Origin of the sequence: Kitasatospora sp. NPDC058032 (assembly GCF_042885845.1) — a bacterium.
Lineage (GTDB): Bacteria > Actinomycetota > Actinomycetes > Streptomycetales > Streptomycetaceae > Kitasatospora.
Genome location: NZ_JBHVRK010000011.1, coordinates 114,137 through 140,246 on the forward strand (window position 1 = coordinate 114,137; position 26,110 = coordinate 140,246).

The 26,110-nt window shown below is 74.6% G+C and carries 23 protein-coding genes and 1 pseudogene; 12 read left to right on the forward strand and 12 right to left on the reverse strand.

Going from position 1 to position 26,110, the window contains the following annotated elements; all coding sequences use genetic code 11:
- Positions 1–62 precede the first annotated feature (62 nt).
- Both murC and msrB read left to right on the forward strand, forming a co-directional pair.
- The gene (gene murC, locus ACFVUH_RS19585; RefSeq protein WP_387914701.1) at positions 63–1,445 is read left to right on the forward strand and encodes a UDP-N-acetylmuramate--L-alanine ligase; all 1,383 of its coding nucleotides are present in this window, start codon (positions 63–65) and stop codon (positions 1,443–1,445) included.
- Positions 1,446–1,466: 21 nt separating this feature from the next.
- Positions 1,467–1,871: a peptide-methionine (R)-S-oxide reductase MsrB gene (gene msrB / locus ACFVUH_RS19590; protein ID WP_355369165.1), complete on the forward strand. Its 405-nt coding sequence runs from the start codon at positions 1,467–1,469 to the stop codon at positions 1,869–1,871.
- Positions 1,872–1,930: 59 nt separating this feature from the next.
- On the opposite strand, the gene ACFVUH_RS19595 is transcribed toward msrB, so the two are convergent.
- The 8 genes from ACFVUH_RS19595 to ACFVUH_RS19630 all read right to left on the reverse strand — a co-directional run bounded on the left by ACFVUH_RS19595 (position 1,931) and on the right by ACFVUH_RS19630 (position 9,591).
- Positions 1,931–3,148 carry a cytochrome P450 gene (locus ACFVUH_RS19595; RefSeq protein ID WP_355369167.1) on the reverse strand — a complete coding sequence of 406 codons (1,218 nt, stop codon included), beginning with the start codon at positions 3,146–3,148 and terminating at the stop codon, positions 1,931–1,933.
- Entirely contained in the window at positions 3,145–3,786 is a 642-nt protein-coding gene (locus ACFVUH_RS19600; RefSeq protein ID WP_387914553.1) for an ATP/GTP-binding protein, read from the reverse strand. The genes ACFVUH_RS19595 and ACFVUH_RS19600 overlap by 4 nt, the downstream gene beginning before the upstream one ends.
- A complete protein-coding gene (locus tag ACFVUH_RS19605; protein WP_355369169.1) occupies positions 3,764–4,126 on the reverse strand; it encodes a DUF742 domain-containing protein in 363 nt (120 codons plus the stop codon). Before ACFVUH_RS19605 ends, ACFVUH_RS19600 begins: the two co-directional genes overlap by 23 nt.
- The gene (locus tag ACFVUH_RS19610) at positions 4,123–4,575 is read right to left on the reverse strand and encodes a roadblock/LC7 domain-containing protein (RefSeq protein WP_355369171.1); all 453 of its coding nucleotides are present in this window, start codon (positions 4,573–4,575) and stop codon (positions 4,123–4,125) included. Before ACFVUH_RS19610 ends, ACFVUH_RS19605 begins: the two co-directional genes overlap by 4 nt.
- 11 nt (positions 4,576–4,586) lie before the next feature.
- Complete coding sequence (locus tag ACFVUH_RS19615) at positions 4,587–6,536, reverse strand: ATP-binding protein (protein WP_387914554.1); 1,950 nt, start codon at positions 6,534–6,536, stop codon at positions 4,587–4,589.
- Positions 6,537–6,611: 75 nt separating this feature from the next.
- Complete coding sequence (locus tag ACFVUH_RS19620; RefSeq protein ID WP_387914556.1) at positions 6,612–7,616, reverse strand: MBL fold metallo-hydrolase; 1,005 nt, start codon at positions 7,614–7,616, stop codon at positions 6,612–6,614.
- A gap of 132 nt (positions 7,617–7,748) precedes the next feature.
- Positions 7,749–8,495, reverse strand: a complete 747-nt coding sequence (locus ACFVUH_RS19625; RefSeq protein ID WP_355369177.1) for a hypothetical protein — start codon at positions 8,493–8,495, stop codon at positions 7,749–7,751.
- A 145-nt stretch (positions 8,496–8,640) separates the two neighbouring features.
- Complete coding sequence (locus ACFVUH_RS19630) at positions 8,641–9,591, reverse strand: GNAT family N-acetyltransferase (protein ID WP_387914558.1); 951 nt, start codon at positions 9,589–9,591, stop codon at positions 8,641–8,643.
- 268 nt (positions 9,592–9,859) lie between these two features.
- Here ACFVUH_RS19630 and ACFVUH_RS19635 point away from each other — a divergent pair.
- The 3 genes and pseudogenes from ACFVUH_RS19635 to ACFVUH_RS19645 all read left to right on the forward strand — a co-directional run bounded on the left by ACFVUH_RS19635 (position 9,860) and on the right by ACFVUH_RS19645 (position 13,354).
- A pseudogene (locus ACFVUH_RS19635) lies at positions 9,860–11,277 on the forward strand (DUF692 domain-containing protein).
- A gap of 93 nt (positions 11,278–11,370) precedes the next feature.
- Positions 11,371–12,477 (forward strand): TIGR04222 domain-containing membrane protein, encoded by a 1,107-nt coding sequence (locus ACFVUH_RS19640; RefSeq protein WP_387914559.1) that lies wholly within the window; start codon positions 11,371–11,373, stop codon positions 12,475–12,477.
- A 100-nt stretch (positions 12,478–12,577) separates the two neighbouring features.
- On the forward strand, positions 12,578–13,354 hold the full coding sequence (locus ACFVUH_RS19645; RefSeq protein WP_387914561.1) for a TIGR04222 domain-containing membrane protein: 777 nt from the start codon (positions 12,578–12,580) through the stop codon (positions 13,352–13,354).
- 76 nt (positions 13,355–13,430) lie between these two features.
- Here ACFVUH_RS19645 and hemQ read toward each other — a convergent pair whose 3' ends face one another.
- The 3 genes from hemQ to ACFVUH_RS19660 are packed head-to-tail and all read right to left on the reverse strand — an operon-like array spanning position 13,431 to position 16,217.
- Positions 13,431–14,156: a hydrogen peroxide-dependent heme synthase gene (gene hemQ / locus ACFVUH_RS19650; protein WP_355369185.1), complete on the reverse strand. Its 726-nt coding sequence runs from the start codon at positions 14,154–14,156 to the stop codon at positions 13,431–13,433.
- Positions 14,153–15,586 (reverse strand): protoporphyrinogen oxidase, encoded by a 1,434-nt coding sequence (gene hemG, locus ACFVUH_RS19655; RefSeq protein WP_387914562.1) that lies wholly within the window; start codon positions 15,584–15,586, stop codon positions 14,153–14,155. The genes hemQ and hemG overlap by 4 nt, the downstream gene beginning before the upstream one ends.
- A 34-nt stretch (positions 15,587–15,620) precedes the next feature.
- Positions 15,621–16,217: a Uma2 family endonuclease gene (locus ACFVUH_RS19660; protein WP_387914564.1), complete on the reverse strand. Its 597-nt coding sequence runs from the start codon at positions 16,215–16,217 to the stop codon at positions 15,621–15,623.
- A gap of 55 nt (positions 16,218–16,272) precedes the next feature.
- On the opposite strand from ACFVUH_RS19660, the gene ACFVUH_RS19665 reads away from it, so the two are divergent.
- Together ACFVUH_RS19665 and ACFVUH_RS19670 are read left to right on the forward strand one after the other, a co-directional pair.
- Positions 16,273–16,713: a DUF523 domain-containing protein gene (locus tag ACFVUH_RS19665; RefSeq protein WP_387914566.1), complete on the forward strand. Its 441-nt coding sequence runs from the start codon at positions 16,273–16,275 to the stop codon at positions 16,711–16,713.
- A gap of 174 nt (positions 16,714–16,887) precedes the next feature.
- Positions 16,888–17,961: a DUF4349 domain-containing protein gene (locus tag ACFVUH_RS19670; protein WP_387914568.1), complete on the forward strand. Its 1,074-nt coding sequence runs from the start codon at positions 16,888–16,890 to the stop codon at positions 17,959–17,961.
- A gap of 66 nt (positions 17,962–18,027) precedes the next feature.
- Here ACFVUH_RS19670 and hemE read toward each other — a convergent pair whose 3' ends face one another.
- Positions 18,028–19,041, reverse strand: coding sequence for a uroporphyrinogen decarboxylase (hemE, locus tag ACFVUH_RS19675; RefSeq protein ID WP_355369234.1), 1,014 nt, complete (start codon positions 19,039–19,041; stop codon positions 18,028–18,030).
- Positions 19,042–19,300: 259 nt separating this feature from the next.
- On the opposite strand from hemE, the gene ACFVUH_RS19680 reads away from it, so the two are divergent.
- The 5 genes from ACFVUH_RS19680 (at position 19,301) to ACFVUH_RS19700 (ending at position 26,062) form a co-directional block, all read left to right on the forward strand.
- A complete protein-coding gene (locus ACFVUH_RS19680; protein WP_355369196.1) occupies positions 19,301–19,963 on the forward strand; it encodes a DUF3000 domain-containing protein in 663 nt (220 codons plus the stop codon).
- A 318-nt stretch (positions 19,964–20,281) separates the two neighbouring features.
- Positions 20,282–20,998, forward strand: a complete 717-nt coding sequence (locus ACFVUH_RS19685; RefSeq protein ID WP_355369198.1) for a response regulator transcription factor — start codon at positions 20,282–20,284, stop codon at positions 20,996–20,998.
- Between the two features lie 166 nt (positions 20,999–21,164).
- Positions 21,165–22,418, forward strand: coding sequence for an HRDC domain-containing protein (locus ACFVUH_RS19690; RefSeq protein WP_387914570.1), 1,254 nt, complete (start codon positions 21,165–21,167; stop codon positions 22,416–22,418).
- Positions 22,419–22,685: 267 nt separating this feature from the next.
- Complete coding sequence (locus tag ACFVUH_RS19695; protein WP_387914571.1) at positions 22,686–23,930, forward strand: thiolase family protein; 1,245 nt, start codon at positions 22,686–22,688, stop codon at positions 23,928–23,930.
- Between the two features lie 2 nt (positions 23,931–23,932).
- On the forward strand, positions 23,933–26,062 hold the full coding sequence (locus tag ACFVUH_RS19700; RefSeq protein WP_387914573.1) for a 3-hydroxyacyl-CoA dehydrogenase NAD-binding domain-containing protein: 2,130 nt from the start codon (positions 23,933–23,935) through the stop codon (positions 26,060–26,062).
- The last annotated feature ends 48 nt before the right edge of the window (positions 26,063–26,110 follow it).

Here is a 26,110-nt window from a genome sequence, read left to right on the forward strand (position 1 = left end):
GTCCGCCCTCCCCTGACCCCCCGCCCGTACGGAGCCCCGCCTTGAACGACGCCGCGCACGACCTGCACGCCCCGCACTTCATCGGCATCGGCGGCGCCGGGATGTCCGGTCTGGCGAAGATCCTCGCGGTGCGCGGGGCCGGCGTCTCCGGCAGCGACGCCAAGGAGTCCGAGACCGTCCGCGCGCTGCGCGCGCTCGGCGCCACCGTGCACATCGGGCACGCCGCCGAGCACGTGCCGGACGGCGCGAGCAGCATCGTCGTCTCCAGCGCCATCCGCGCCGACAACCCGGAGCTGGCCGCCGCCCGCGAGCGCGGCATCCCGGTCGTCCACCGCTCCGACGCGCTGGCCGCGCTGATGGGCGGGCGCCGGGCACTCGCCGTGGCCGGCACGCACGGCAAGACCACCACCACCAGCATGCTCGCCGTCGCCCTCGGCGAGCTGGGCCTGGACCCGTCCTACGCGATCGGCGGCGACCTCGACGCGCCCGGCTCCAACGCCCACCACGGCACTGGCGAGATCTTCGTCGCCGAGGCCGACGAGAGCGACCGCAGCTTCCACAAGTACGCGCCCGAGGTGGCGATCGTGCTCAACGTGGAGCTGGACCACCACGCCAACTACGCCTCGATCGACGAGATCCACGAGTCCTTCGAGACCTTCGTCGGCCGGATCGTCCCCGGCGGCACCCTGGTCGTCTCCGCCGACCACGACGGCGCCCGCGAGCTGACCGCCCGCGTCCGCGGCCGGGCGGACCTGAACGTGGTCACCGTCGGCGCCGCCGAGGACGCCGACCTGCGCGTCCTGTCGGTCGTCCCGCGCGGCATGACCAGCGAGGTCACCGTGCTGCTGGACGGCGCCGAGCTGGGCTTCACCGTCTCGGTGCCCGGCCGCCACTACGCCCACAACGCGGTCGCCGCGCTGGCCGCCGGTGTCGCCCTGGGTGTGCCGGCCGCCGACCTGGCCAAGGCGCTCGGCGCCTACACCGGCGTACGCCGCCGCCTGCAGCTCAAGGGCGAGGCGGGCGGCGTCCAGGTGATCGACTCCTACGCCCACCACCCGACCGAGATGACCGCCGACCTGGAGGCCATCCGGGAGGCCACCGAGGGGCGCGTGCTGGTGGTCTTCCAGCCGCACCTGTTCAGCCGCACCCAGCAGCTCGCCGAGGAGATGGGCGCCGCGCTGGCGCTGGCCGACGCCTCCGTGGTGCTCGACATCTACCCGGCCCGCGAGGACCCGATCCCCGGCGTCACCAGCGAGCTGATCATCGACGCCGCCCGCCGGGCCGGCGCCGAGGTGACCGCCGAGCACGACTTCGCGACCGCCCCCGCGGTGCTGGCCGCCCTGGCCCGCCCGGGCGACCTGCTGCTCACCATGGGTGCGGGGGACGTCACCAACCTGGGTCCGGAAATCCTCGGGCACCTGTCGAACGTTGCCACCAACGTCTGAGTCACCCGACCGGGAGCCGTCATGAGCTACGAGATCGAGAAGACCGACGCCGAGTGGCGCGCCCAGCTCTCCCCCGAGGAGTACCACGTCCTGCGGGAGGCCGGCACCGAGCGCCCGTTCACCGGCGAGTACACCGACACCAAGACCGTCGGCGTCTACAGCTGCCGGGCCTGCGGCACTGAGCTGTTCAGCTCGGAGACCAAGTTCGACAGCCACTGCGGCTGGCCGTCCTACTACGCGCCGCTCGCCGGGGACCGCGTCCAGTACATCGAGGACACCTCGCTCGGCATGCGCCGGGTCGAGGTCCGCTGCGCCCGCTGCGGCGGGCACCTCGGCCACGTCTTCGAGGGTGAGGGCTACGGCACGCCGACCGATCAGAGGTACTGCATCAACTCGGTCTCGCTCACGCTGAAGCCGGCGGAGTGACGAGGAGCGCGTGAACGCGTGGAGGGGCCCGGGTACCCGTGGGGTGCCCGGGCCCCGCGCTATCCGGCGACCGGGGTGAAGCGGACCGGGAGGCGGACCAGGGCACGGTGGAAGGGGCCGGGACGCCGGTGCAGGGCGTCGGCGGGCTCGGCGAGTTCGAGGTCGCCGATCCGGCTGGTCAGCTGCTCGATCGCGGTGATCGCGATCAGCAGGGCGGGGTCGCGGGCCGGGCAGGCGTGCGGGCCGGCTGCCCAGGCCAGATGGGCGGAGCCGCCGCTGCGCAGCCCGGCGGTGTCCACGCCGTCGGCGGTGGCGGCGGGCGGGGCGGCCTGGGAGTTGGCGGCCGCGTAGGAGACCAGGACGAGCGATCCCGCCGGGATGGCGCGGCCGTGGAAGGTGACGTCGACGCGCGGGTAGTGGGCGGAGAGGTTGGCCAGCGGCGGCTCGTGCCAGAGCACCTCGTCGATCGCCTGGTGCGCCGTCATCGCCCCGCCGAACAGCGAGCCGGCGTAGCGGGCGTCGGTGAGCAGGCGCAGCAGGGCGTTGCCGATGAGGTTGGTGGTCGGCTCGTTGCCGGCGATCATGGTGAGGGTGATCTGCCGGACCACCTCGTCGTTGTCCAGCCCGGCCGGGTGGGTGAGGAACCACGAGGTGAGGTCGTGCCGGGGGCGTTCGCGGCGCTCGGCGACCATCCCGGTGACCACCTCGACGAGGTCCGTGTACGCGGCCACCGCCTGCCGGGTGGACTCGATGGAGCCGACGATGCCGGCCACCAGCCGTTCCCGGTGCTCGTCGGGCACGCCGAAGCCGGTGGTGAGGACGTGCACGGGCAGCCGGCGGGCGTAGTCGGCGATGAGGTCGGCGGAGCCGGTCCCGCCGAAGGCGCCGATCAGCCGGTGCGCGACCTCGGCGACCCGGCGCTGCAGCAGGTGCGGTTCCAGCAGGGCCAGGCCGTCGGTGATCACCTGCCGGTAGCGGGCGTGCGTCGCGCCGTCGCTGAACAGGGCGGTCGGCCGGTAGCCGAGCACCGGCAGCAGCGGGGAGTCCGGCGGGACGGTCCGCTGCCAGGCGCGGGAGTCCTTGGAGAAGGTGTCGGTGTCGCGCAGCAGGTCCAGGGCGGCCTGGTAGTCGATGACCAGCAGGGCCGTGACGCCGGGTGCGATCTCCACCTCGGCGACCGGGCCCTGGCGGCGCAGCCGCTCGTAGACGGCCTGCGGGTCGGCGGCGAAGGCCGGGCCGTGCAGCGCGGCCGGGGGGTGTGCGGGGTCGGTGGTCATGGCTGCTCCGGGGCCGGTGCGGAGGCGGGCATGCCGTGCAGGACGTGCTCGGTGAGCGCGATCAGGGCGTCCAGGCTGGAGCCGCGCTCCCGGGCGTCGCAGAGCACCAGCGGGGTGCTGGGGTGCAGGTCTAGGTGGCTGCGCAGGACCGCGGCCGGGTGCACCGGCGAGTCGGGGAAGCGGTTGACGGCGACCGCGTAGGGCAGGCCCTGCTCCTCGACCATGTCCATGATCTCGAAGGAGTCGGCGAGCCGGCGGGTGTCCGCCAGGACGAGGGCGCCGATGGCGCCGCGGGCGATGTCCTGCCAGAGCGGGAAGAACCGGCGCTGGCCGGGGGTGCCGAACATGTAGAGCACCAGTTCGCCGGGCAGGGTGAGCCGGCCGAAGTCGACCGCGACCGTGGTGGTGGTCTTGCCGGGCAGGCCGGCCACGTCGTCGACGGGGGCGCCGGTCTCGGTCATCGCCTCCTCGGTGTGCAGGGTCGGGATCTCCGAGAGGGTGCGGATGAAGGTGGTCTTGCCGACGCCGAACGGGCCGGCGACCACCAGCTTCATCAGCGTCTGCTCGGGGTCGGGCAGGTAACCCACCCGGTCCGGCCGCCCCGGGCCGGGCGGGTTACCGGAGAGTGCGGAGTCCAACGAGGAGCCTCTCGACGAGGGAGCGGTCGGTCTGCTGGGCGCGGGGGATCGGCGCGCGGGCGTGCAGGCAGCCCGCCTCGACCAGATCGGCCGCGAGGAAGACCGTGGCGCTGACCGGCAGCCGCAGGTGCGCGGCGGCCTCGACCACGGTGAGCGCGCCGGGTCGTAAGAGGTCCCAGAGCCGGTGGTGCTCCGCCTCCAGCTCCGCGAGCGCCGCCGGGCGGTCGGCGCCGGTCGCGAACAGCACGGTGAGCCGTTCGAAGCCGTCGCCGCCCGGGCGGGTCCGGCCGCCGGTGACCAGGTAGGCAGGCACCATCCGCCTGCGGGGAGTGGCGGTCATGACCGGGCGGGGGCGTCCTGCCGCCGGGCCGGGCTGGCCAGTGCCCGGCCCAGGGCGGCGACCTGGACCTGCATCTGGTAGGCGACGTTGCCGAGTTGGGCGTCGGGGGTGGTGAACACCGCGAGCGAGGTGTTCTCGCCGGCCGGGACGACGACGGCGAAGCCCAGCTCGGACTCGACGACGGTCTGCGCCAGCCGGGGCTGCTCGGCGTCGGTGAAGGCGGTGGTGAACGCCCTGGCGGCGGCGTGCACGGTGGCGGTCATCGCGGCGACCCGCTCGGCGGAGGCGCGGGCGAGGCCGTCGGAGGCGGCTTCGACCAGGCCGTCGCCGGTGGCGATCAGCGCGTGCACGACACCGGGCAGCTCCAGGAGCGGGGTCAGCACCCAGGCGATGCCGTCGGTGTCGGACGGGCTGGGCGTGGTGCGGGTGGGGCTGGGCGTGCTGCTCACGGCGCGGCTCCTCAGGGGGTCTGGGTGGTGCGGCGGCCGGACGCGTCCGCGGGGCCGGCGCCGGTGCGGGCGGCGTCGGGGCGGGGCGGGGCCGCCCGGTCGGCGCCGGCGGGGCCGGTCGCCGCGGGGGACGGGGGGTGGGGGGCGGATTCGGTACGGGTGCCGGTGGCCTCGGTGACGGTCGCGTCGGTCCCGGTCATCTCGGTCCCGGTCCCGGCCTCGGTGGTCCCGGCCTCGGTGGCCGCGGCCTCGGCGACCGCGGCGCGGCCCGAGCCGGTGCCGTGCTGGAGCGCCTGCCAGCGGGCGGCGGCCTGCTCGGGTGTGCGCAGTGGGCGGACGGCGGCCGGCCCCCGGGCCGGTGCCCCGGCGGAGGCGGCCTGGGGCTGCGGGCCGGGCGTCAGCGGCCGGCGCCGGCGGCGGCTGGGCAGGCCGCTGCCGTCGTCCGCCGGGGCGGGCCCGTCCGGGACGGCGCGCACCGGCGGGACCGCGTGCACCGGCGGGACGGCGTGCACCGGCGGCGCGTCCGACACCGGCTCGTCCGGCACCACCGGGTCGTCCGGCTCGTCCGGCACCGGCGGCACGACCCGGATGGCCGGGACGCCGTCGCGGACGCGGCCGCCCGTGGGGCCCGGGGCGGGCGGCGCGGCGGGCGCGGAGCCGGGGCGCAGCGGCAGCGGGGTGAGCACCGAGAGCGGCTGCTCCTCGTCGACGACGGTCAGCAGCCCGGCCGGGATCCGCACCAGCGCGCGCATGCCGCCGTACGGGGAGGGCTCGACGTGGCAGGAGAAGCCGTACTGCCGGGCCAGCTTGCCGACCACCGCGAACCCGGTCCTGGGCGGGTTGCCGAGTTCGGTGAGCAGCACCTCGGGCGGGCCGGCCAGCAGCCGGCGGGCCCGGCGCAGCTGGTCCTCCTCCATGCCGATGCCGCTGTCGTCGACGATCACCAGGGCGCCCCGGCCGCCCTGCTGGACGGTGACCGGGACGTCGGTCTCCGGGTGCGAGTACGCGGTGGCGTTGGCGAGCAGTTCGGCGACGGCGATGGCCACCGGCTCGGCGGCCCGGGCGACCACCGCGAGCCGGTCCTCGCGCAGGTGGTTGGCCACCTTGATGCGGGCGTAGCCGGGCACCCGGGAGAGCGCGCCGACCACCACCTCGGCGAGCGGCGAGTCGGTGCGGGCCAGGCCCGGCCAGGCCTCGCAGAGCACGGCGACGGTCTGGATCCGGCGCAGCGCGACCTCGTTGCGGAAGTCGACCTCCAGCAGCCGGGGGTCGTCGTTGTCGTGCTGGAGCTGCTGGACCAGGCTCTGGATCTGGTAGAGCAGGGTCTGGATCTTGGAGGTGGCGCCGCGCATCCCGGCGCGGGCGGCGGCGTCGACCCGCTCCCGCTCGTCGGTGACGGCGGCGGAGGCGGCGTCCAGCACCGCCTGCAGGGCCTGGACGGCGTCCGGGCCGACGGCGGCGGCGTCGAGCGGCCCGGCGATCGGCGCGTTGGGGTGGCTCAGGCGCAGGGCGGCGGCGACCACGCGTTCGGTGGCGAGGTGGCCGATCTCGGCGAGCAGGGCGGCGGTGCGGCGTTCGGCCGCCGCGGCGTCCCGCTCGGCGCCGGTGGCGCGCCGCTGCGCCTCGGCGGCCACCAGGTCGGCCTCGGCGGCCCGTTGCCCGTCCTCGGCCGCCCGGTGTTCGGCCCGCCGGGCGCGGTCCTCGGCGGCGAGCGCGCTCTCGGCCGCGCCGCGGGCCTGTTCGGCCGACCGCTGCGCCTCGGCCCGCGCCTCGCGGGCCTGCTGCTCGGAGCGGCCGGCCCGGCCCTCGGCGACCCGGGCGCGCTCCTCGGCCAGGCCGGTCGAGGCTTCGGCGGCGGCGGCCCGGGCCAGCGCGCGGGAGCGGCCGCGGGCCAGCCACCCGGCGGCGGCGAGCGCGGCGAGCGCGATCAGCGCCAGGGCCGGGACCAGCAGCTGCGTCATCGACGTCCTCGGAGTTTCCTTGTACGAAGAACGGACTCGGGGCGGGGCGGTACGGGCGGTTCGGGGGCGGCCGGCTCAGGCGCGCGGGCGGGGGGCGCGCCGTTCGGCGTCCTCCTCCAGCTCCCGGGCGACCAGGGCCACCTGGCTCATCGCCTCCAGGATGTTCGGTACCGCGCTGTCCTCCAGGTGCCGGTACTCGGCGGCGACGGTGAGCACCAGCCGCTCGGGCAGCCCGAGCTCGGGGTGGCGCTGCTCGGCGATGATCCGCCGGGCGGCGTCCAGGGCGGGCAGGCCGGCCCGGTGCAGGGCGTGCACGCGCTCGCGGACGTAGTCGAGGTAGGCGATGTGCTCGCGGACGCCGGCCCGGTCGAGCACCGGGCCGTGGCCGGGGACGATGATCTCGGCGCCGGTGGCCAGGATCTGTTCGCAGGCGGCGATGACGTTCTCCAGCGGACCGGCCCAGTGCGAGGGGTGGTCGCCGGGCTGCGCGGCGGTGGAGCCGAAGATGACGTCGCCGCTGAACACCGCGCGCTGCCGCGGGAGGTGGACGATGAGGTCGCCGCCGGTGTGGGCGGAGGGCAGGCCGGTGATCTGCACGGGGTACTCCCCGACCCGCAGCTCCAGCTCGCCGTGGAAGACGGTGTCCGGGTGGACGGGCTCGGTGTGCGACCAGTCGAACCGGCCGAAGTGGCGCCGGAGGTAGTCGCCGAGCGGCGATTCCGGGTCGCTGCCGACGACCAGGCCGTGGGTCTGCTGGGGCGTCGGCTCCCAGTGGATGTGCTCCAGCGCCTCGCGGGTGGCGATCACCTCGGCATCCGGCAGCACGCCCGCGCCCCAGAGGTGGTCGCCGTTGGCGTGAGTGACGACGATCCGGTCCACGGTGACGCCGTCGGCCAGCCGCTTGCGGCTCTCGGCGAGGAACTCGGCGGCGAGCGAGGGGTCGTAGGGCGTGTCGATCCACAGCGCCGTCCGCGGGCCGGCGAGCAGTCCGCAGTTGGCCAGGCCCCATCCTCGCTTCGGCGGGAGCCAGACGTAGAGGTCCTCGGCAATCGCGCTCACGTTCGCACGGTTGATCGTCATGGGCGCGATTATGCCGATGATGTGACAGTAGTGGAGCAAAAGCCTGATGAATCCGGCCACTTCCTGTCCCGGAGTCTCCCGGACTGTCCGGTTTGCCCCTGTCCGCGGCGGCCGAATCCTGCCCCCGCACGCTCAGGCCGAGGGCAGGATGCGGCAGACCTCGACCGTCACGTCCACGGTGTCCAGGCCGATCACGCGGCCCTCGACGGCGACGAACCCCTTCTCCCCGGAACGGAACAGCGCGGCCAGCGGGGACTGCCGGCCGGCCGCCGCCAGGGCTTCCACCGCCATCGCCGACCCGAACGCGAAGACCCCGCAGAGCACCACGCAGGGCGCCTGCCGGCCGGTCCGGGTGACGAACACGAAGCCGTGATCGCGGACCAGTTCGTCGGCCGCGTTGTACTGCGCCTCGAAGATCATCCCGCCCCAGCGGGCCCGGGCCGCGTGCGGGTGCTCCAGGCGGAAGTCCGGGAAGCCGGCCGCCAGTACGCCGGCCGAGTAGGCGTTGACGGCCGGCCCGCCGATCGAGAAGGTCGGCATCCTCGGGTCCTGCGCGCCCGCGGTGACCAGCTCGATGGTGGCCTTGCGGTTGATCTTCCGCAGCAGGTCGATGAGCTGGGCGATGGCCCGGGCCTCGGCCATCGGCATGAAGAGCACGTTCCGCGGGCCCCGGCTGGTGAGCCGGCAGCCGTCCTTGGCGTAGGCGAACTCGGCGGCCTCGACGCTCGGGGTGACGATCTGCACCCGGCCGTACGGCCCGAGCAGCACCCGCAGGAAGCCGTAACGCAGGAAGAGCCGGGTGCGGGCGAGCGAGCGGGCGGCGAGAAAGCCGATCACGGCCGGGACGAACCCGACCAGGATCTGGAGCAGGATCTCCATGGCACCCCCGCGCGGAAGACTCGGGCACGAACAGACGGCGCGGAGGTGATGCCCCGTGAGGCCCCGGGAACGCACGCATTCCGGGCCCCATCCAGCGCCCACGCCGGTGGACGCCCCGAATTCACCCGTACGGCTCAGCGTCTCGTCACGCTCCGTCATCACCTCCGGCCGCGCCGCCGTCCAGGCGCTTGATGTACTTCCGTTCGCTCGCGCAGCGCTCGTAGCCCAGCCAGGCATTGATCGCGAGCATCGGCGCATTGGTGGCGTCGTTGGCGGTGTAGGCCCACCGCAGACCGGCGGCGCGGGCCCGGCGCAGCGACTCCAGCTTGGCGAGCTTGGCCAGCCCCCGCCCCCGGTACGCCCGGCGGCAGGCGGTGAACGCCGACAGGTAGCGGTCCGCGCCGTCCGTGCTGACGGCGCTGAACGCGACGGGCAGGCCGTCGGCCACGGCGACCACGGTCAGCCCGCGGTCGAGGTCCGGGCGGTTCCACTCTCCCGCCAGCCAGTCGTCGTACTCGACGGCGTCCAGCACGATCTCGCCCGGCTCGTCCAGCGCCGCGTCGGCCTCGACCTCGAAGACCGGGCGGGGATCGGCCGCGAAGTCGCTCGCCGGGCGCAGCTCCACACCGGCCGGCAGCGGCGGGGCGGACGGCAGCGGCACGGTGAGGTCCCGGACCGCGAAGTGGGCGGTGCGGCCGGCGGTGAAGCCCCGGGCCTCGGCGAAGGCGCGCGAGCCGGGCTCGTCGTCCACCCAGCTGTGCAGCTCAACGACGCCGTGCCCGGCCAGGTGCCGCTCGGCGGCGGCCAGCAGGGCGGTGAAGGCCCCGCGCCGCCGGTACCCGGGCAGGACGCTGCCGTTGGCGTGGCCGACGCCGGTGGTCGTGGTGCCGACGACCACCCCGCAGCGGACCGCGCCGACCACCCGGCCGTCCAGTTCAGCGACGAAGGTGCGGTAGTGGGAGCCCTTCGGCGGCCGGGCCTCGCGCCAGACGAACATCTCGGGCGCCTGCACCAGGTGCTCGCGCCCGGCGCGGTGGGCCGCCGCGACGGCCTCGGCGTCCTCGGGTCGGAAGTCACGAATCGTCAGAAGTGTCATAGGGAGGTCACGGTAGCCCCACAGACGGACCGTCCGCCCCTGGTTTTTCCGGCCGGGACCGCCCCGACCTGCGGCGATGCCGCGGCCCGGCGGTACGGATCACTCATTGACGCCACGCCAAGCTCAAGTAATGCTCTGAGATGACCGGACCAGGCTTGGCAGCCGAGCCGCCCGGGGACATGCTTCACCAGCACGGCCCGGCGGCCCCGGCGACGAGGCCCGGCCGACCGACGGCCTTCCCACCCGGCCCTCCGAAGGGGGCGCACCGATGACCTCCCCCGCCCTGCACCCCGCACCCCGTACGCCCGCACCGACGACGGGCGGCGCTCACACCAGCGGCACCGCCCACACCACCGGTACCGCGCGGGCGGCCGGCACCGCGCGCCGGCTCGGCATCGGCCTCGGCTGGCGCAGCGAGATCGACACCGTGGTCGAACGGCAGCCCGGCCTGGACTGGGTCGAGGTGGTCGCCGAGAACGTCTGCGCCGGCCACCTCCCCGAGTCCCTGCGGATCCTGCGCGAGCGCGGCCTCACCGTGGTCCCGCACGGCGTCGGGCTCGGCCTCGGCGGCGCCGACCGGCCCGACCCGGCCCGCCTCGACCGGCTCGCCGAGACCGCCGGGGCGCTCGGCTCGCCGCTGGTCACCGAGCACCTGGCGTTCGTCCGGGCCGGCGGCCTGGAGGCCGGCCACCTGCTGCCGGTACCCCGCTCGCGCGACGCCCTGCGGGTGATCGCCGAGAACGTCCGGATCGCCCAGGACCGGCTGCCGGTGCCGCTGGCCCTGGAGAACATCGCCGCCCAGCTGGCCTGGCCGGACGACGAGCTGACCGAGGGCCAGTTCCTCGCCGAGCTGGTCGAGCGCACCGGTGTACGGCTGCTGATCGACGTCGCCAACCTGCACACCAACCGGGTCAACCTCGGCATCGACCCGGCCGCCGAGCTGGACCGCCTGCCGCTGGAGGCGCTCGCCTACGTGCACGTCGCGGGTGGCACCCTGGTCGACGGCGTCTGGCACGACACCCACGCCCACCCGGTCACCGAACCGGTGCTGGAGGTGCTGGCCGAGCTGTGCGCGCGGGTCGCCCCGCCCGGGGTGCTGCTGGAGCGCGACGCCGCGTTCCCGCCGCCCGCCGAGCTCGCGGCCGAACTCGACGCCATCCGGCGGGTGCTGGACGGCGGTGCTCCCCGATGACCGCCGCCCCGCACACCGGCACCCAGCCGGACACCGGCACCGACCCGGGCACCGACACCGACGCCGCCCGCGCCCGGCTGGCCGCCCGGCAGACCGGACTGCTGACCGCCCTGGTGGCCGGCGGCCCGGTGCCGCCCGGCTTCGACCCCGCGCAGGTGCGCGCGCAGGCCGCCGGTCTGGCCGCCAAGCGGCGCGACACCGCCGCCAAGGTCGCCCCGGACCTGCCCCGTCTGCTCGGTGCACAGTACGGCCCGCTATTCCTCGCCTACGCCCGCAGCCATCCGCAGACCGGCGGCTACCGCGCCGACGCCCGGGCCTTCGCCGCCTGGGTGCTCGCCGAAGGCCCGAGCCCGGGAGGACCGGGCGCCGGCGGCGCGGGGCCGGACGCCGACGTCCACCGCTCGCTGGCGCGGTGGCTCGACCCGGCCCCGGAACGCCCGCCGGGCCCGCTCGCCCGCCTGCGGCGAGCCCTGCGCCCGGGCCGCGACGCCTGAGCGGCGTCCCGCCGCACCCCTGCACCCCAGAACCGCCCGAACCACGGCGCCGCGCGCGCCCGGACCACGTCTCACCGACCGGGGGAACCACCCATGTGGCACGACGCCTACTACCTGATCCCCGCCGCCGCCCTGGCCGCCACCGTCCTGTGGGCCTCACGGGCCCGGCAGGCCGCCCTGCGCGTCCCCAACCCCCAGGGCCTGCCCGGCCGCGGCCTCCCGCTGCTCCACGCCGCCTTCCTGGCCGGCGGCCCCGGCCGGGTCTTCGACACCGCGCTGGTCCGGATGCACCGGGCCGGCCACGTCGTGGTCAGCCGCTCCCGGCTGGTCACCGTCACCACCGACCGCCCGCAGGACACCGTGGAGCGCGCGATCGTCGAGGCGGTCGGCCCGTCCCGTAGCCTCGGCCTCGACCCGCTGCGCCTCACCGTGATGCGCTCGCCCAGCGTCCAGGCGATCGGCGACGAGCTCGCCGGACGCGGCCTGCTGCGCAACCCCGTCCGGCTGCGCCGGGCGAGGACCGCGCACCGGTCCATCTGGCTCGCGCTGCTGCTCACGGCGGCCCTCACCGCCCTCGCCTACCCGCTCGCCTCACACGACGGGTCCGGCGACGACGGTCCCGCGCTGTGGATCCCGCCGCTGCTGCTCGTCGTCGGCCTGCTCGCGCTGCTCGGCACCCGGCCGCCCAAGGGCCGGATCACCCCGGCCGGGCGCCGCCAGCTCGGCCTGATGGACAACGGCACGCCGTGGCGACCCCGGCACGGGGCCCGCAACGCCGACGCCGCACTGCTCGGCGCCATCGCGCTCGGCGGCCTGGCCGCCGTCGGCGCCGCCGAGTTCGCCGACGAGGAGCTGCAGCAGGCGCTGCTCGCCTCGGCCGCCGCCGACCAGACGGTCAGGGCGGCCGGCTGGTCCGCCGCCGGCTCGCCGTCCGCGTCCTCCTCGTCGTCCTCCGGCTCCTCGTCCTCCGGCTCCTCGTCCTCCGGCTGCGGCAGCAGCCCGGCGGTCTGGTGCGGCTCGTCCTCCGACTCCGGCCCGTCCGACTCCGGCTCCGGCTCCTCGGGTTCGAGCTGCGGCGGGAGCAGCGGCTGCGGAGGCGGCTCCTCGTCGTCCTCCAGCTGCTCCTCGGGGTCCTCCGGCTGCGGGTCCTCCTCCTCGTCCAGCTGCGGTTCCAGCTGCGGCGGCGGCTGCGGCTCCTGACCACCGCGCCCCCGGCGGACGCCCCGACGGACGTCACAGTTCGGTATCGCGGACCGGGAACACGTACCGCGTGCGGCGCGGCCGGGTCTACAACAAGCCCATGTGGTTGCTCTTCCTGCTCCCGGCCTGCGTCGCCGCGGTGCTCTCCTGCATCCGGCTGGTCCGGATGACCGCCGCCGCCGACGCGTTCTCCGGGCAGGAGGGCCCCCGACCGCCCGAGGCGGTCGGCATCGGACTGTACGAGACCGCCTACCTGGCCGGCGGACCGGACCGGGTCGTCGAACTCGCCCTCGTCCTGATGGCCTCCCGGGGCCGGCTGCACCTCGCCCACACCGGCTGGACCACCGTCGTCGACCCGCGCGGGCGCAGCCGGCTGGAGCGGGCGGTGATCGCCACCGTCGGCCCGGAGGGCCAGTGCCGCACCGACGACCTGCGGGCCGCGATGGCCGCCCACCCCACCGTGCTGGAGATCGGCAGCCGGCTGTCGCTGGCCGGGCTGGCCACCCCGGCGGCCGTCCAGCGGCACACCGTGCTGGTGGTCCGGCAGGTCCGGCAGGCGCTGCTGCTCTCCCTGGTGCTGCTGGCCCTCGCGCTGGTCGCCGGCGGTCTGCTGGAGGGTGACGCGCTGACCCCGCTGGCCTGGTTCTCGCTGCCGCTGGTGCTCACCTCGGGCACCCTGCTGATGGCCCGGGTCGACGTCTACCCCTACACCCGCTGGGCCTCGCCGGTCGGCCAGGAGGTGCTCCGCGAGGTGCGCCCGCCGCGCCAGCACGGGCTGACCGACGACGACGAGCGCGAACTGCTCACCGCCGTCGCCATGAACGGCCCGGCCGCCCTCCCGGACGCCCGGCTGCGCGCCGCCCTGCGCCGCCACTGACGCCGGACGCCGCCACTGACGCGGGGAGGGGTCCCGTCCGGTGCGGACGGGACCCCTCCTTCGCCTACCGCGCCGCTCAGACCAGGCCGTTGAGCAGCTCGGCGACCGGCTTGCGGCGGCCGGTGAAGAACGGCACCTCCTCGCGGACGTGCAGCCGGGCCCGGGACGGGCGCAGGTCGCGCATCAGGTCCACGATCCGGTGCAGCTCGTCCGCCTCGAAGGCGAGCAGCCACTCGTAGTCGCCCAGCGCGAACGAGGCGACGGTGTTGGCCCGCACGTCCGGGTAGCCGCGCGCCATCTGGCCGTGCTCGGCGAGCATCGCGCGCCGCTCGGCGTCCGGCAGCAGGTACCACTCGTAGGAGCGGACGAACGGGTAGACGCAGACGTAGTCGCGCGGGCGCTCGTCGGCGAGGAACGCCGGGATGTGCGACTTGTTGAACTCCGCCGGGCGGTGCAGCGCCATGTTCGACCAGACCGGCTCCAGCAGCCGGCCCAGGCCGGTGCGGCGGAAGCGGTTGTACGCCTCCTGCAGGTCGTCGGAGTCCTCGGCGTGCCACCAGACCAGGATGTCGGCGTCGGCGCGCAGACCGGACACGTCGTAGGTGCCGCGCACCAGGACGTCCTTGGCGGCCAGCTGCGCGAACAGCTCGTCGACCTCGGCGGCCAGCCCGGTGCGGTCCTCGGGCAGGGCGCCCTTGAGCTTGAACACCGACCACATGGTGTAGCGGATGACCTGGTTCAGGTCGCGCGCCTTCTTCTTCGCGGGCTGCTCGGCGGCCTGCTGCTCAACGGTCTCAGTCATGCGCCCATTGTCCTCTCCGTGACGTTCGCCCCGGTCAGCGGGGTCAACACTCTGTCGAGCCCGGCGACGGCCGCCCGGGCGCTCGCGATGCACGCCGGGATGCCGACGCCGTCGTACGCCGCCCCGCACAGCGCCAGCGCGCCGACCCGGTCCGCGGCGGCCCGGATCCGGGCCACCCGGTCCAGGTGGCCGACCGGGTACTGCGGCAGTCCGGCCCGCCAGCGGGTGACGGCGGTGTCGTAGGGGCGGGCGGTCAGACCGATCGCCTCGCCCAGGTCGGCCAGCGAGCGGGCGACCAGTTCCCCGTCGTCCAGCTCCAGCGGCTCCTCCTCGTGCAGCCGCCCCAGCGAGGTGCGCAGCACGAAGGTGTCCGGGGCCGAGCGCTCCAGCCAGCCCCACTTGTTGGAGGAGAACGTCGACGCCTTGATCCGGCGGCCGTCCACCGGCGGGACGAGGAAGCCGCTGCCCGCCGGCGGCTCGGGCAGGTCGGCGCGGCGGAAGGCCAGGGTGACCAGCGCCATCCCGGCGTACTCGACGCCGTCCAGCTCGGCGGCGGCGGCCGGCGCGTCGGCGCGCAGCAGCCGGGCGGCGGCGGGCGCCGGCACGGCCAGCACGACGGCGTCCGCGTGCAGGGTGTCGCCGTCGCCGGTGGTCACCCGCCAGCCGTCGGCGGTGCGGCGCAGCGCGGTCACCTCGGTGCGGGTGCGCAGGTCGACGCCGGCCTCCGCGCAGGCCGCGGCGACCGCCGCCGGCAGGGTGCCGAGGCCGCCGCGCAGGCCCTGGAAGACGGGGGTGTCGCCCTTCGGCCGGCCGGCCAGCTCGCGCACCCCGTCGAGCAGCGACCCGCCGCCCCGGGCGAGCGGCAGCAGCGCGGGCACCGCGGCCCGCAGCGAGATCTCGTCGGCGTGCCCGGCGTAGACGCCGCCCAGCAGCGGCTCCACCAGCCGGTCCACCACCTCGCGGCCGAGCCGGTCGGCGACGTAGCGGCCGATCGCGACGTCGTCCGCGACCGCCTCGCCGGCCGCCTCGTGCCGGGCCCGCTCAAGCCCCTCGGGGCTCAGCACCCCGGAGTCCGCCAGCGCGGCGAGGTCCCCGGGAACGCCCATGACCTGCCCGCCGGGCAGCGGACGCAGCGCGCCCCGGGTCCAGATCGCGGCCTTGGCGGTGGTCGGCGGCTCCAGCTGCTCCGCGAGTCCGACCGCCCGCGCCAGCTCGACCGCCTCCGGCCGCCGCGCCAGCATCGACTCGGCCCCGAGGTCCACCCGGACCCCGCCGACCTCGCCGCCCCACAGCTTCCCGCCCAGCCGCTCCGACGCCTCCACCAGCGTCACCCGCGCCCGCACGGGCTCCCCCGTACCCCCACCGAGCACGGCGGCAGCGGTCAGTCCCGCGATACCGCCGCCGATCACCACGACATGTGCCTGCGCCATGCTTCGCAGTCTCGCAGGTCTTTACACCTTTGCCTCAATCCGCTGCACGCTTCGCCCCGGGGGCGGGGACGAGCGCGTCGAGGTCGATGTCCAGCGGGAACGGCACCGGCCGCTCCAGCCGCTTCCGGAAGATCCCGGCCGGGGCGTAGGCCGGCACATTGGCATCCAGCTCGTAGGTGTGCACCACCGGCAGCCCCTCCTCCTCCTCGATCACCCAGTAGTGCGGGATCCCGGCCTCGGCGTACTTCCGGAGCTTGACGACGCGGTCACGGTGAGCGGACTCGGGGGAGACCACCTCCACCACGAGCGCCACGTCGGCCGCTGCGAAATACGTCCGGTCGGGGTCGTAGTCGGTTGTCGCGACCACCAGATCGGGCTCGGGCCGATGACGCGCGTCCAGCTTGATCGTCATCTCGCGCTCGGCCAGGAAGCCTTCCGGCACGAGTTCCTCCAGGAGTGCGGTCAGGCCGGTGACCGCTCGACTGTGCCACGACCGCTGCGGGGAGGTCCTGAAGACCAGCGCTCCGTCCAGCACTTCAGTGTGGCGCGGCGCCTGAGGCAGGTGATCGAGGTCGTCGGCGAACCACCCCTCTGCATGGGGTGCGTACATCCGGTCCGGCAGCTCACCCATGGGCCCACGGTAGCGAGTCGCCGGGTGGCCGTCGGACCTCGTTAGGCTCGACCCCATGGAGAAGGTGCTGGTGAGTGCGTGTCTGGCCGGGGTGCCGTGTCGGTACGACGGGCGGGCGAAGGCGGCGCGGGCGGTTGCCGAACTGGTGGCCGAGGGGCGCGGGGTCGTGGTGTGCCCGGAGGGGGCGGGCGGGTTGCCGACGCCTCGGCCGGCGGCGGAGATCGTCGGCGGGGACGGGGCGGACGTGCTGGACGGGCGGGCGCGGGTGGTGGACACGACCGGCGCGGACTGCACCGAGGAGTTCGTCGCCGGGGCGCGGGCGGCGCTCGCCGCGGCCGAGGCGTCGGGGGCGCGGCGGGCGCTGCTGATGGCCCGCAGCCCGTCCTGCGGGTGCGGGCAGGTGTACGACGGCACGTTCGGCGGGACGCTGCGGCCGGGGGACGGCGTGACGGCGGCACTGCTGCGGCGCGCGGGCATCGAGGTGGAGGCCGTCTGACGCCTTGTCCGGCCCGCAGCCGATACGTGATCAAGCTGCGATGTCCCGAGGGGATCCGATCCGGGCCGCCTCCCGTCGAATGGTCCGAGCGTCCCGAGGGGGGACGCCGGACGGTCGACGCGGGAGGGCCCCAAGGTGGGAAGAGGACGGCGAAGAGCGGGGACACTGGCGGCGGTGGCGGTGACCGCGGCGCTGGCGGCGGGGTGCAGCGCCGGCTCCAGCGACGGCGCCGCGGACCGCGCGGCGGCGGCCCCGGCGCAGGCCGCGGCCGGGGAGGCGGCCAAGGGGGACGCCCCGCTGGGCGGACCGGGTTCGGCCGCCTCGGCGGCGGCCCCCCAGGCCGCGGCGACCGGGCAGCCCGCCGCGGCCCCGGTGGTGGACGCCCGGCAGATCGCGTACTCGGCGCAGCTGACGGTGCGGGTGGCCAAGGTGGACGAGACGCTGGACCGGGCCCGCGCGCTGGCGCTCGCCGCCGGCGGCTACGTGGCGAGCGAGACGGCGAGCGGCACCGGCCCCGGCACCGGTGGCGAGCCCACGGCGACCGGTGTGCAGAGCGGGCAGCTCACGGTGAAGGTGCCGTCGGCGGCGTTCCAGCAAACGCTGGACCAGCTGGCCGCGCTCGGAGAGGTGGTGTCCCGGCGCAGCCAGGCGGAGGACCTGACCCAGCAGGTCGCGGACGTCAACAGCCGGATGCAGAGCCAGCAGGCCAGCGTGGACCGGGTGCGGGCGCTGATGGCGCAGGCGAAGTCGCTGTCCGAGATCGTCAGTCTGGAGAGCGAGCTGAGCCGCCGGGAGGCGGACCTGGAGTCGCTGCAGAAGCAGGTGAAGGAGCTGTCGGCGCGGACCTCGCTGTCCACCGTCACGCTGGACGTGCGCCCGAAGCCGAGCACCGCCCAGCCCGAGGCGCCGGCTCCCGAGGAGGACGACGACGGTTTCTGGGCCGAGGTCGGCTCGGCGCTGGGCGGCGGCTGGCACGTGCTGTTCCTGATCGTGCGCGGGCTGTTCGTGGCCCTGGCCGCGCTGCTGCCGTTCCTGCTGGTGGTGGTGCCGGTGGCGGCGGCGGTGTGGGTGGTGCGCCGCCGGTGGGCGCGGACGGCACGTGAGCGCGGTCGGGATCGGGATCGGGAGCCGATTCCGGGCTTCGCGCCGCCGCCGCCGTCGTCCCCGCCCGGTGCCGAACAGGAGCCGGAGCAGGAACCCGCGCGGGACGACGAGCAGGATCAGGACCAGGAGTCACGGACGCCCTGACACCCGGTACGACGACGGCGGCGGACCCCTCCGGTCTCCCGGACGGGGCCCGCCGCCGTCGCGGTGTCAGCGGGCGCTGGCCTCGTGCACGAAGGCGACCAGGCGGGAGAGCGCGTCCGGGTCCATGGTGGGCAGCACACCGTGGCCGAGGTTGAAGATGTGGCCGCTGGTGCCCAGCGCCTGCGCGGCGTGCAGCACCTCGCGGGCCTTGGTCTCGACGGCCCTGGTCGGCGCGAACAGCACCGCCGGGTCGAGGTTGCCCTGCAGGCCCTTGCCGGGGCCGACCCGCTCGGCGGCGACGTTCAGCGGCACCCGCCAGTCGACGCCGACCACGTCCGCGCCGGCCTGGCCCATCAGACCGAGCAGCTCGCCGGTGCCGACGCCGAAGTGGATCCGCGGCACGCCGTAGCCGGCGACCGCGTCGAACACCTTGGTGCTGGCCGGCATGACCGAGCGGCGGTAGTCGTCCGGGGCGAGCGAGCCGACCCAGGAGTCGAACAGCTGGACGGCGGAGGCGCCGGCCTCGATCTGCACCTTCAGGAAGGCGGAGGTGATGTCGGCCAGCCGGTCGACCAGGGCGGCCCACAGCTCGGGCGCGCCGTACATCATGGCCTTGGTGTTCTCGTGGTTCTTGGACGGGCCGCCCTCGACCAGGTAGCTGGCCAGCGTGTAGGGGGCGCCGGCGAAGCCGATCAGCGGGGTGGAGCCGAGCTCGTCGACGAGCAGGCCGACCGCCTCGGTGATGTAGGGGACGTCGTCCGGCTCCAGCGGGCGCAGCCGCTTCAGGTCCTCGGCGGTGCGGATCGGGTCGGCGATGACCGGGCCGATGCCGGGCTTGATGTCGACGTCGATGCCGATCGCCTTGAGCGGGACCACGATGTCGCTGAAGAAGATCGCCGCGTCCACCTTGTGCCGGCGCACCGGCTGGAGGGTGATCTCCTTGACCAGCTCGGGCCGCATGCAGGACTCCAGCATGGGGATGCCCTCGCGGACCTTCAGGTACTCGGGCAGCGAGCGGCCGGCCTGACGCATGAACCACACCGGGGTGTGCGGTACCGGCTCGTGCCGGCAGGCGCGCAGGAACGCCGAGTCGTACGCGGCGCCGCCGCGCGCGTCGGGCTGCTGACCGGGGGTGGCGCCGGTCGGGGGGACTGCCGGGGTGGCTGCCGTGGTGTCTGCCGTCGTCTCGCTCACGCTCCAAATCTTCGCACGCGGCCCGGACCCGTCCGCCCCGTCGGCCTCGTCGGTTCCTCCAAGATCTGGCCGGATTGCCGCTCCGGCGCGCCGCGCGGGAAGAAGTTGCGGCGATTACCCGCGTTTTCGACCTAGTCTTCGGGTCATGGCAGCGGTCGGAGGGCACCCCGCACAGGGTGGCGGAGCAGGTGGCGGAACGGGTCGGGAGGCGGCGCCGAGCGAGTTCCGGGCTGCCGTGGAGGCGTTCTCCGAGGCCCGGCTGCGCCCCGAGGTCGTCCTCTCCCCCGCCCCGGCGCCCCGCCGGCTGGCGCCGTTCTCCTTCGCGCTGACCGCGACCGTCGAGGTGGACGGCGAGGAGCTGGCCGACGGCCGGCTGGTGCTGCTGCACGACCCGGCCGGGCAGGAGGCCTGGAACGGGGACTTCCGGGTGGTCACCATGACCCGGGCCGAGCTGGAGCCGGAGATGGCCGGCGACCCGATGCTCTCCGAGGTCGGCTGGGCCTGGCTGCTGGACGCGCTGCAGGCGCACGGCGCCGGGTACGCGGAGCCGTCCGGCACGGTGAGCCTGTGCGCCTCGCAGTACTTCGGCGGGCTGGCGGACCGCGCGTCGAGCACCGAGATCGAGATCCGGGCGTCCTGGACGCCGGCCGACGGCCGTTTCGAGCGGCACCTGGCGGCCTGGGGGGACCTGCTCTGCATCAGCGCGGGCCTGCCCCCGGCCTCCCCGACCCCGTACTCCCCCGCGGACGTCACGTCACTCGGTGGAGTGGTCCCGATGCCGGCGCGGCGACGCCCCCGTTCGCACTGAGGAGTGGCGCCCGGCCCTGGCGTCATCGGTCGGCGCGCCGCCACTCCCAAGGCTGACAGCGTGTGACTTCAGAGCGGCTCTTCGTCAACAAATCGTTCGGAACTGACCGCTTTGCGCTGGATCTGATCGATTTTGTGCGATTTCCAAGCATGTCGCATCAGTCATCTGCGCGATTTGTCCGTATTGTGACTCACTAGATCGTGATCTTTCGCTAAAGCCGGGCACGGATGCTGCCGAAGCAGACTGTGACCCTTTCCGAACGCGGAACACTCCGACCGCCCCCTCGGGGTTCCGTCCGCCACTCCCGCAGGAGGCCTGGTGTCGGTCCTTCTTGAGCACCCCGCAAACGTGGTCGCCTACCGCCCGACCAAGCCCACCGCCATGGTGGTCATCGCCGATCCCCGCGTCCGAAACACCGTCACCCGTCACCTCTGGGCGCTCGGCGTCCGGGACGTGATCGAGGTGTCCTCGATCGCCGAGGCCCGCCCCCGGGTCTCCACCCCGCGCGACATCTGCGTCGCCGACGTCCACCTCCCCGACGGCTCCGGACTCACCATCCTGGCCGAGACCCGCGCCGCCGGCTGGCCCAACGGCCTGGCGCTCTCCGCCGCCGACGACATCGGCGCCGTGCGCAGCGCGCTCGCCGGCGGGGTCAAGGGCTACGTGGTCACCGGCACCCGCACCAATGTCGCCATGCCGGGCCGCCCCGGCCTGCCGCTCGGTGCCGCCGGACTGGCCGGGCGGATGCGCCGGCCCGGGATGCCGGGCATGCCGGGCGCGCACGGTGCGCCGGGCGCTCCCGGGGCGCACGGCGCGCCGGGTGCGCAGCAGGCCGCGTACCGCGAGCTCTCCGGTCGCGAGGTGGAGGTGCTGCGACTGGTGGCCGAGGGCCAGTCCAACAAGGCGATCGGCGTCGCGATGGGCCTCTCGGCGCTCACCGTGAAGAGCCACCTCGCCCGGATCGCCCGCAAGCTCGGTACCGGCGACCGCGCCGGGATGGTCGCGGTCGCGCTGCGCACCGGCATCATCCACTGAGCAGCCCGCCGCTGCGGCGGCCATGGAGGAACGTTTCCTCCGTGGCCGCCGCAGCGCGCTGAGGAGTGCCCGGTTCGCCGCCGCGGCGGCGAACCCGCGGCCCCCGTCATCGGTCTGACCAGTCCGACAACACTCCCGGTCGCGGGGACCGTCGTACCCTTGGGGAGTGACCGACGCCGTAGCAGCCATCCCAGAAGAAGCAGCCCCGGTCCCGCTCCTCGAACCGAAGGAGGGGATCCCTCCGGTCGTGGCGGACGAGCAGGCGCTGGCCGCCACCATCGCCGCCTTCGCGGCGGGAACCGGACCGGTCGCCGTCGACGCCGAGCGGGCCTCCGGCTACCGCTACGGCCAGCGGGCGTACCTCATCCAGCTGCGCCGCGCGGGCGCCGGTACCGCGCTGATCGACCCGATCGCCTGCCCCGACCTCGGCGCACTGGGCGCGGCCCTCGCGGACACCGAGTGGGTGGTGCACGCCGCCACCCAGGACCTGCCCTGCCTGGCCGAGGTGGGCATGAGACCGGGGCGCCTGTTCGACACCGAGCTGGCCGGACGGATCGCCGGCTTCGCCCGGGTCGGCCTCGGGCCGATGACCGAGAGCGTGCTCGGGCTGAGCCTGGCCAAGGAGCACTCCGCGGTCGACTGGTCCACCCGCCCGCTGCCCGAACCGTGGCTGCGCTACGCCGCTCTGGACGTCGAGGTGCTGGTCGAGCTGCGCAACGCACTCGAACGGGAGCTGGACGTCCAGGGCAAGCTCGACTGGGCCCTGGAGGAGTTCGCGGCGATCGCCGCGGCCCCCCGCCCGGCGCCGCGCACCGACCCCTGGCGCCGCACCTCACAGCTGCACAAGGTGCGCCGGCGCCGCCAGCTGGTCGTGGTGCGCGAGCTGTGGCTGGCCCGCGACCGGATGGCGCAGGACCGCGACGTCTCGCCGGGCCGGGTGCTGTCGGACGCCGCGATCGTCAACGCCGCGCTGGCCATGCCGCTCAACATCGCCGCGCTGCAGTCCGTCCAGGGCTTCGGACCGCGGGTGCACCGGCGCCAGCTGGAGCAGTGGCTGGCAGCCGTCCAGCGCGGGCGGGAGGTGCCGGAGAACCAGCTGCCGCCGGCCGCCGCACCGCACGACGGCCCGCCGCCGCCGCGCGCCTGGGCCGAGAAGGACCCGGTCGCGGCTGCCCGGCTGAGCGGGGCGCGCGCCGCGGTGAGCGAGCTGGCCGAGCACCACCACCTGCCGGCCGAGAACCTGATCACCCCGGACCTGGTCCGCCGGGTGTCCTGGGAGCCGCCGGCCGACGCCTCCGCGGCGAACGTGGCCGCGGCGCTGCGTCGGCTGGGCGCCCGCCAGTGGCAGGTGGACCTGGTCGCCCCGGTGATCTCCACCGCCTTCGCCAAGGCGGCGGAGACGGCGGCGCAGCAGGGCTGAGCGGCGGAGGAGCAGGAGGAAGGGGATGTCGCCCGGTCGGGCGGCATCCCCTTCGGCGTTCCCCGCGGCGTTCCGTTCGGCGTCCCGTTCGGCGCTCGCGGAGCGGAACGTGTCCGGGGACACATCGCGAGAGTCGCCGGACGGGCCTGGGCAGGGTGGTTACCGGCGGGTAGCATGGCGGGGAAGCGGCGCCGCTCACATCCCCTCGTGCGATGGTGAGCGGCAGCCTGCCCACCTGAACCGTTGGTCCCTGGGAGGAGAGCCCCCGTGCCTCGTACCGTGAGGGACGTCGTCTTCGTCGACGGCGTCCGCACCCCGTTCGGCAAGGCCGGCCCGAAGGGCATCTACCACGAGACGCGCGCCGACGACCTGGTCGTCAAGTGCATCCGGGAGCTCGTGCGTCGTAACCCGAACCTGCCCGTCGAGCGCATCGACGAGGTCGCCATCGCGGCCACCACGCAGATCGGCGACCAGGGTCTGACCATCGGCCGCACCGCCGCGCTGCTGTCCGGCCTGCCGAAGTCCGTCCCCGGCTACGCGATCGACCGCATGTGCGCCGGCGCGCTGACCGCCGTGACCACCACCGCCGGCGGCATCGCCTTCGGCGCGTACGACGTGGTCGTGGCCGGCGGCGTGGAGCACATGGGCCGTCACCCGATGGGCGAGGGCGTCGACCCGAACCCGCGCTTCGTCTCCGAGAAGCTGGTCGACGAGTCCGCCCTGTTCATGGGCATGACCGCGGAGAACCTGCACGACCGGTTCCCGCACCTGACCAAGGAGCGCTGCGACGCCTACGCGGTGCGCTCGCAGGAGAAGGCCGCCAAGGCGTACGCCAACGGCGACATCCAGCCCGACCTGGTGCCGATCTCGATCCGCAACACCAACCCCGAGGTCGGCGAGACCGGCTGGGGCCTGGCCACCGTGGACGAGCCGATGCGCCCGGGCACCACGATGGAGAGCCTGGCGGGGCTCAAGACCCCGTTCCGCCCGCACGGCAACATCACCGCGGGCAACTCGGCCGGTCTCAACGACGGTGCCACCGCCTCGCTGCTGGCCGCCGAGGACGTGGCCGAGGAGCTGGGCCTGCCGGTCAGGATGCGCCTGGTCTCGTACGCCTTCGCCGGCGTCGAGCCCGAGGTGATGGGCATCGGCCCGGTGCCGGCCACCGAGAAGGCACTGGCCAAGGCCGGCCTGACCATCGACGACATCGGCGCGTTCGAGGTCAACGAGGCCTTCGCCGTCCAGGTGCTGGCGTTCCTGGACCACTACGGCATCGCGGACGACGACGAGCGGGTCAACCCGTACGGCGGCGCGATCGCGTTCGGCCACCCGCTGGCCTCCTCCGGCGTGCGCCTGATGAACCAGCTGGCCCGCCGCTTCGAGCAGCGCCCGGACGTCCGCTACGGCCTCACCACGATGTGCATCGGCTTCGGCATGGGCGGCACGGTCATCTGGGAGAACCCCCACTGGAACGGCGCGACCCAGAAGACCGAGTTCGAGGGTGGTAAGTGAGCATGAGCACCACGACTGAGCTGCTGACCCGCGGCGCCGAGCTCTTCCCCGGCGAGGTCGTCACCACCGCGCACGTGCGTCACCTGGACCTGCCGCTGCAGGCCGGCCGGCTGGCCCTGATCACCCTGGACAACGGCTTCGACCACACCAAGCCGACCACCTTCGGCCCGGGCTCGCTGCTCAAGCTGGACGAGGCGCTGGACCAGGTCGAGGCGGAGGCCGCCGAGGGCGCCATCGTCGGTGCCGCGATCACCGGCAAGCCGTTCATCTTCGCCGTCGGCGCCGACCTCAAGGGCGTCGAGCTGCTCAAGGCGCACGCGGACGCGCTGGCCATCGGCAAGGGCGGCCACGAGGTCTTCAAGCGGATCGCCGCGCTGCCCGTCCCGACCTTCGCGTTCTACAACGGCGCGGCAATGGGCGGCGGCGTCGAGGTCGGCCTGCACTGCGACTACCGCACGGTGTCGGCGGGCGTCCCGGCGTTCTCGCTGCCCGAGGTCTTCCTCGGCCTCGTCCCCGGCTGGGGCGGCTGCAGCATCCTGCCGAACCTGATCGGCCCGGCCAAGGCCGTCAAGGTGATCGTCGAGAACTCGATGGCGCAGAACAAGCAGCTCAAGGGCAAGGACGTGTTCGAGCTGGGGATCGCCGACGCGATCTTCGAGCCGGCCGACTTCCTGGAGCAGTCGCTGTTCTGGGCGGCCCGGGTGCTCAAGGGCGACGTGGTCGTCGAGCGCGAGGCGATCGACCGCGGCAAGGCCTGGGACGACGCCGTCGCCTGGGGCCGGCTGGTCGCCGACGCCAAGGTGCACGGGGCGGCCCCGGCCGCCTACCGGGCGCTGGACATCATCGCCCAGGTCAAGGACGAGAACCTGCAGGCCGGCTTCGACGCCGAGGACGCGGCGCTGGCCGACCTCATCATGGGCGGCGAGCTGCGCAGCGGCATCTACGCCTTCAACCTGGTGCAGCGCCGCGCCAAGCGCCCGGTCGGCGCCCCGGACAAGTCGCTGGCCCGCCCGGTCACCAAGGTCGGCGTCGTCGGCGCCGGTCTGATGGCCTCGCAGCTGGCGCTGCTGTTCGCCCGCCGGCTGGAGGTGCCGGTGGTCCTCACCGACATCGACCAGGAGCGCGTCGACAAGGGCGTGGGCTACGTCCACGCCGAGATCGACAAGCTGCTGGAGAAGGGCCGGATCGGCAAGGACAAGTCCAACCGCCTCAAGGGCCTGGTCTCCGGCTCGCTGGACAAGGCCGCGGCCTTCGGCGACGCCGACTTCGTGATCGAGGCCGTGTTCGAGGAGATGGGCGTCAAGCAGACCGTCTTCGCGGACCTGGAGAACGTGGTCTCGCCGACCTGCGTGCTGGCGACCAACACCTCCTCGCTGTCGGTCACCGAGATGGCCTCGAAGCTGAAGCACCCGGAGCGGGTCGTCGGCTTCCACTTCTTCAACCCGGTCGCGATCCTGCCGCTGCTGGAGATCGTCCGCGGCGAGAAGACCGACGACGCCTCGCTGGCCACCGCCTTCGGCGTCTCGAAGAAGCTGCGGAAGACCTCGGTGCTGGTCAAGGACGCCCCGGCGTTCGTGGTCAACCGGATCCTGACCCGCTTCATGGGCGAGATCCAGAACATCATCGACGAGGGCACCCCGATCGCCACCGTCGAGAAGGGCGTCGAGCCGCTCGGCCTGCCGATGTCCCCGATCGTGCTGCTGGAGCTGGTCGGCCCGGCCATCGCCCTGCACGTCTCGGAGACCCTGCACGGCGCGTTCCCGGAGCGGTTCACCGTCTCCGAGAACCTCGGCAAGGTGGTCAAGGCCGGCAAGCGCGGCTTCTACACCTGGGTGGACGGCCAGCAGGTCCTCGACCCCGAGGTGCTGGAGCTGCTCTCCTTCGGCGACACCGTGCTGACCGAGGAGCAGGTCCTCGGCCGCGCCCTGGAGGCCGTCGCGCAGGAGATCGGCCTGATGCTGGAGGAGGGTGTCGTCGCCGAGGCGCAGGACGTCGACCTCTGCATGATCACCGGTGCCGGCTGGCCCTTCCACCTGGGCGGGATCACCCCGTACCTGGACCGTGAGGGCGTCTCGGAGCGGGTGAACGGCAAGCGCTTCCTCGCCCCGGGTACGGCCTCCGTGCCCGCCTAGGCGAACGACGAAGGGCCCCGGTGACCATCCGGTCACCGGGGCCCTCTG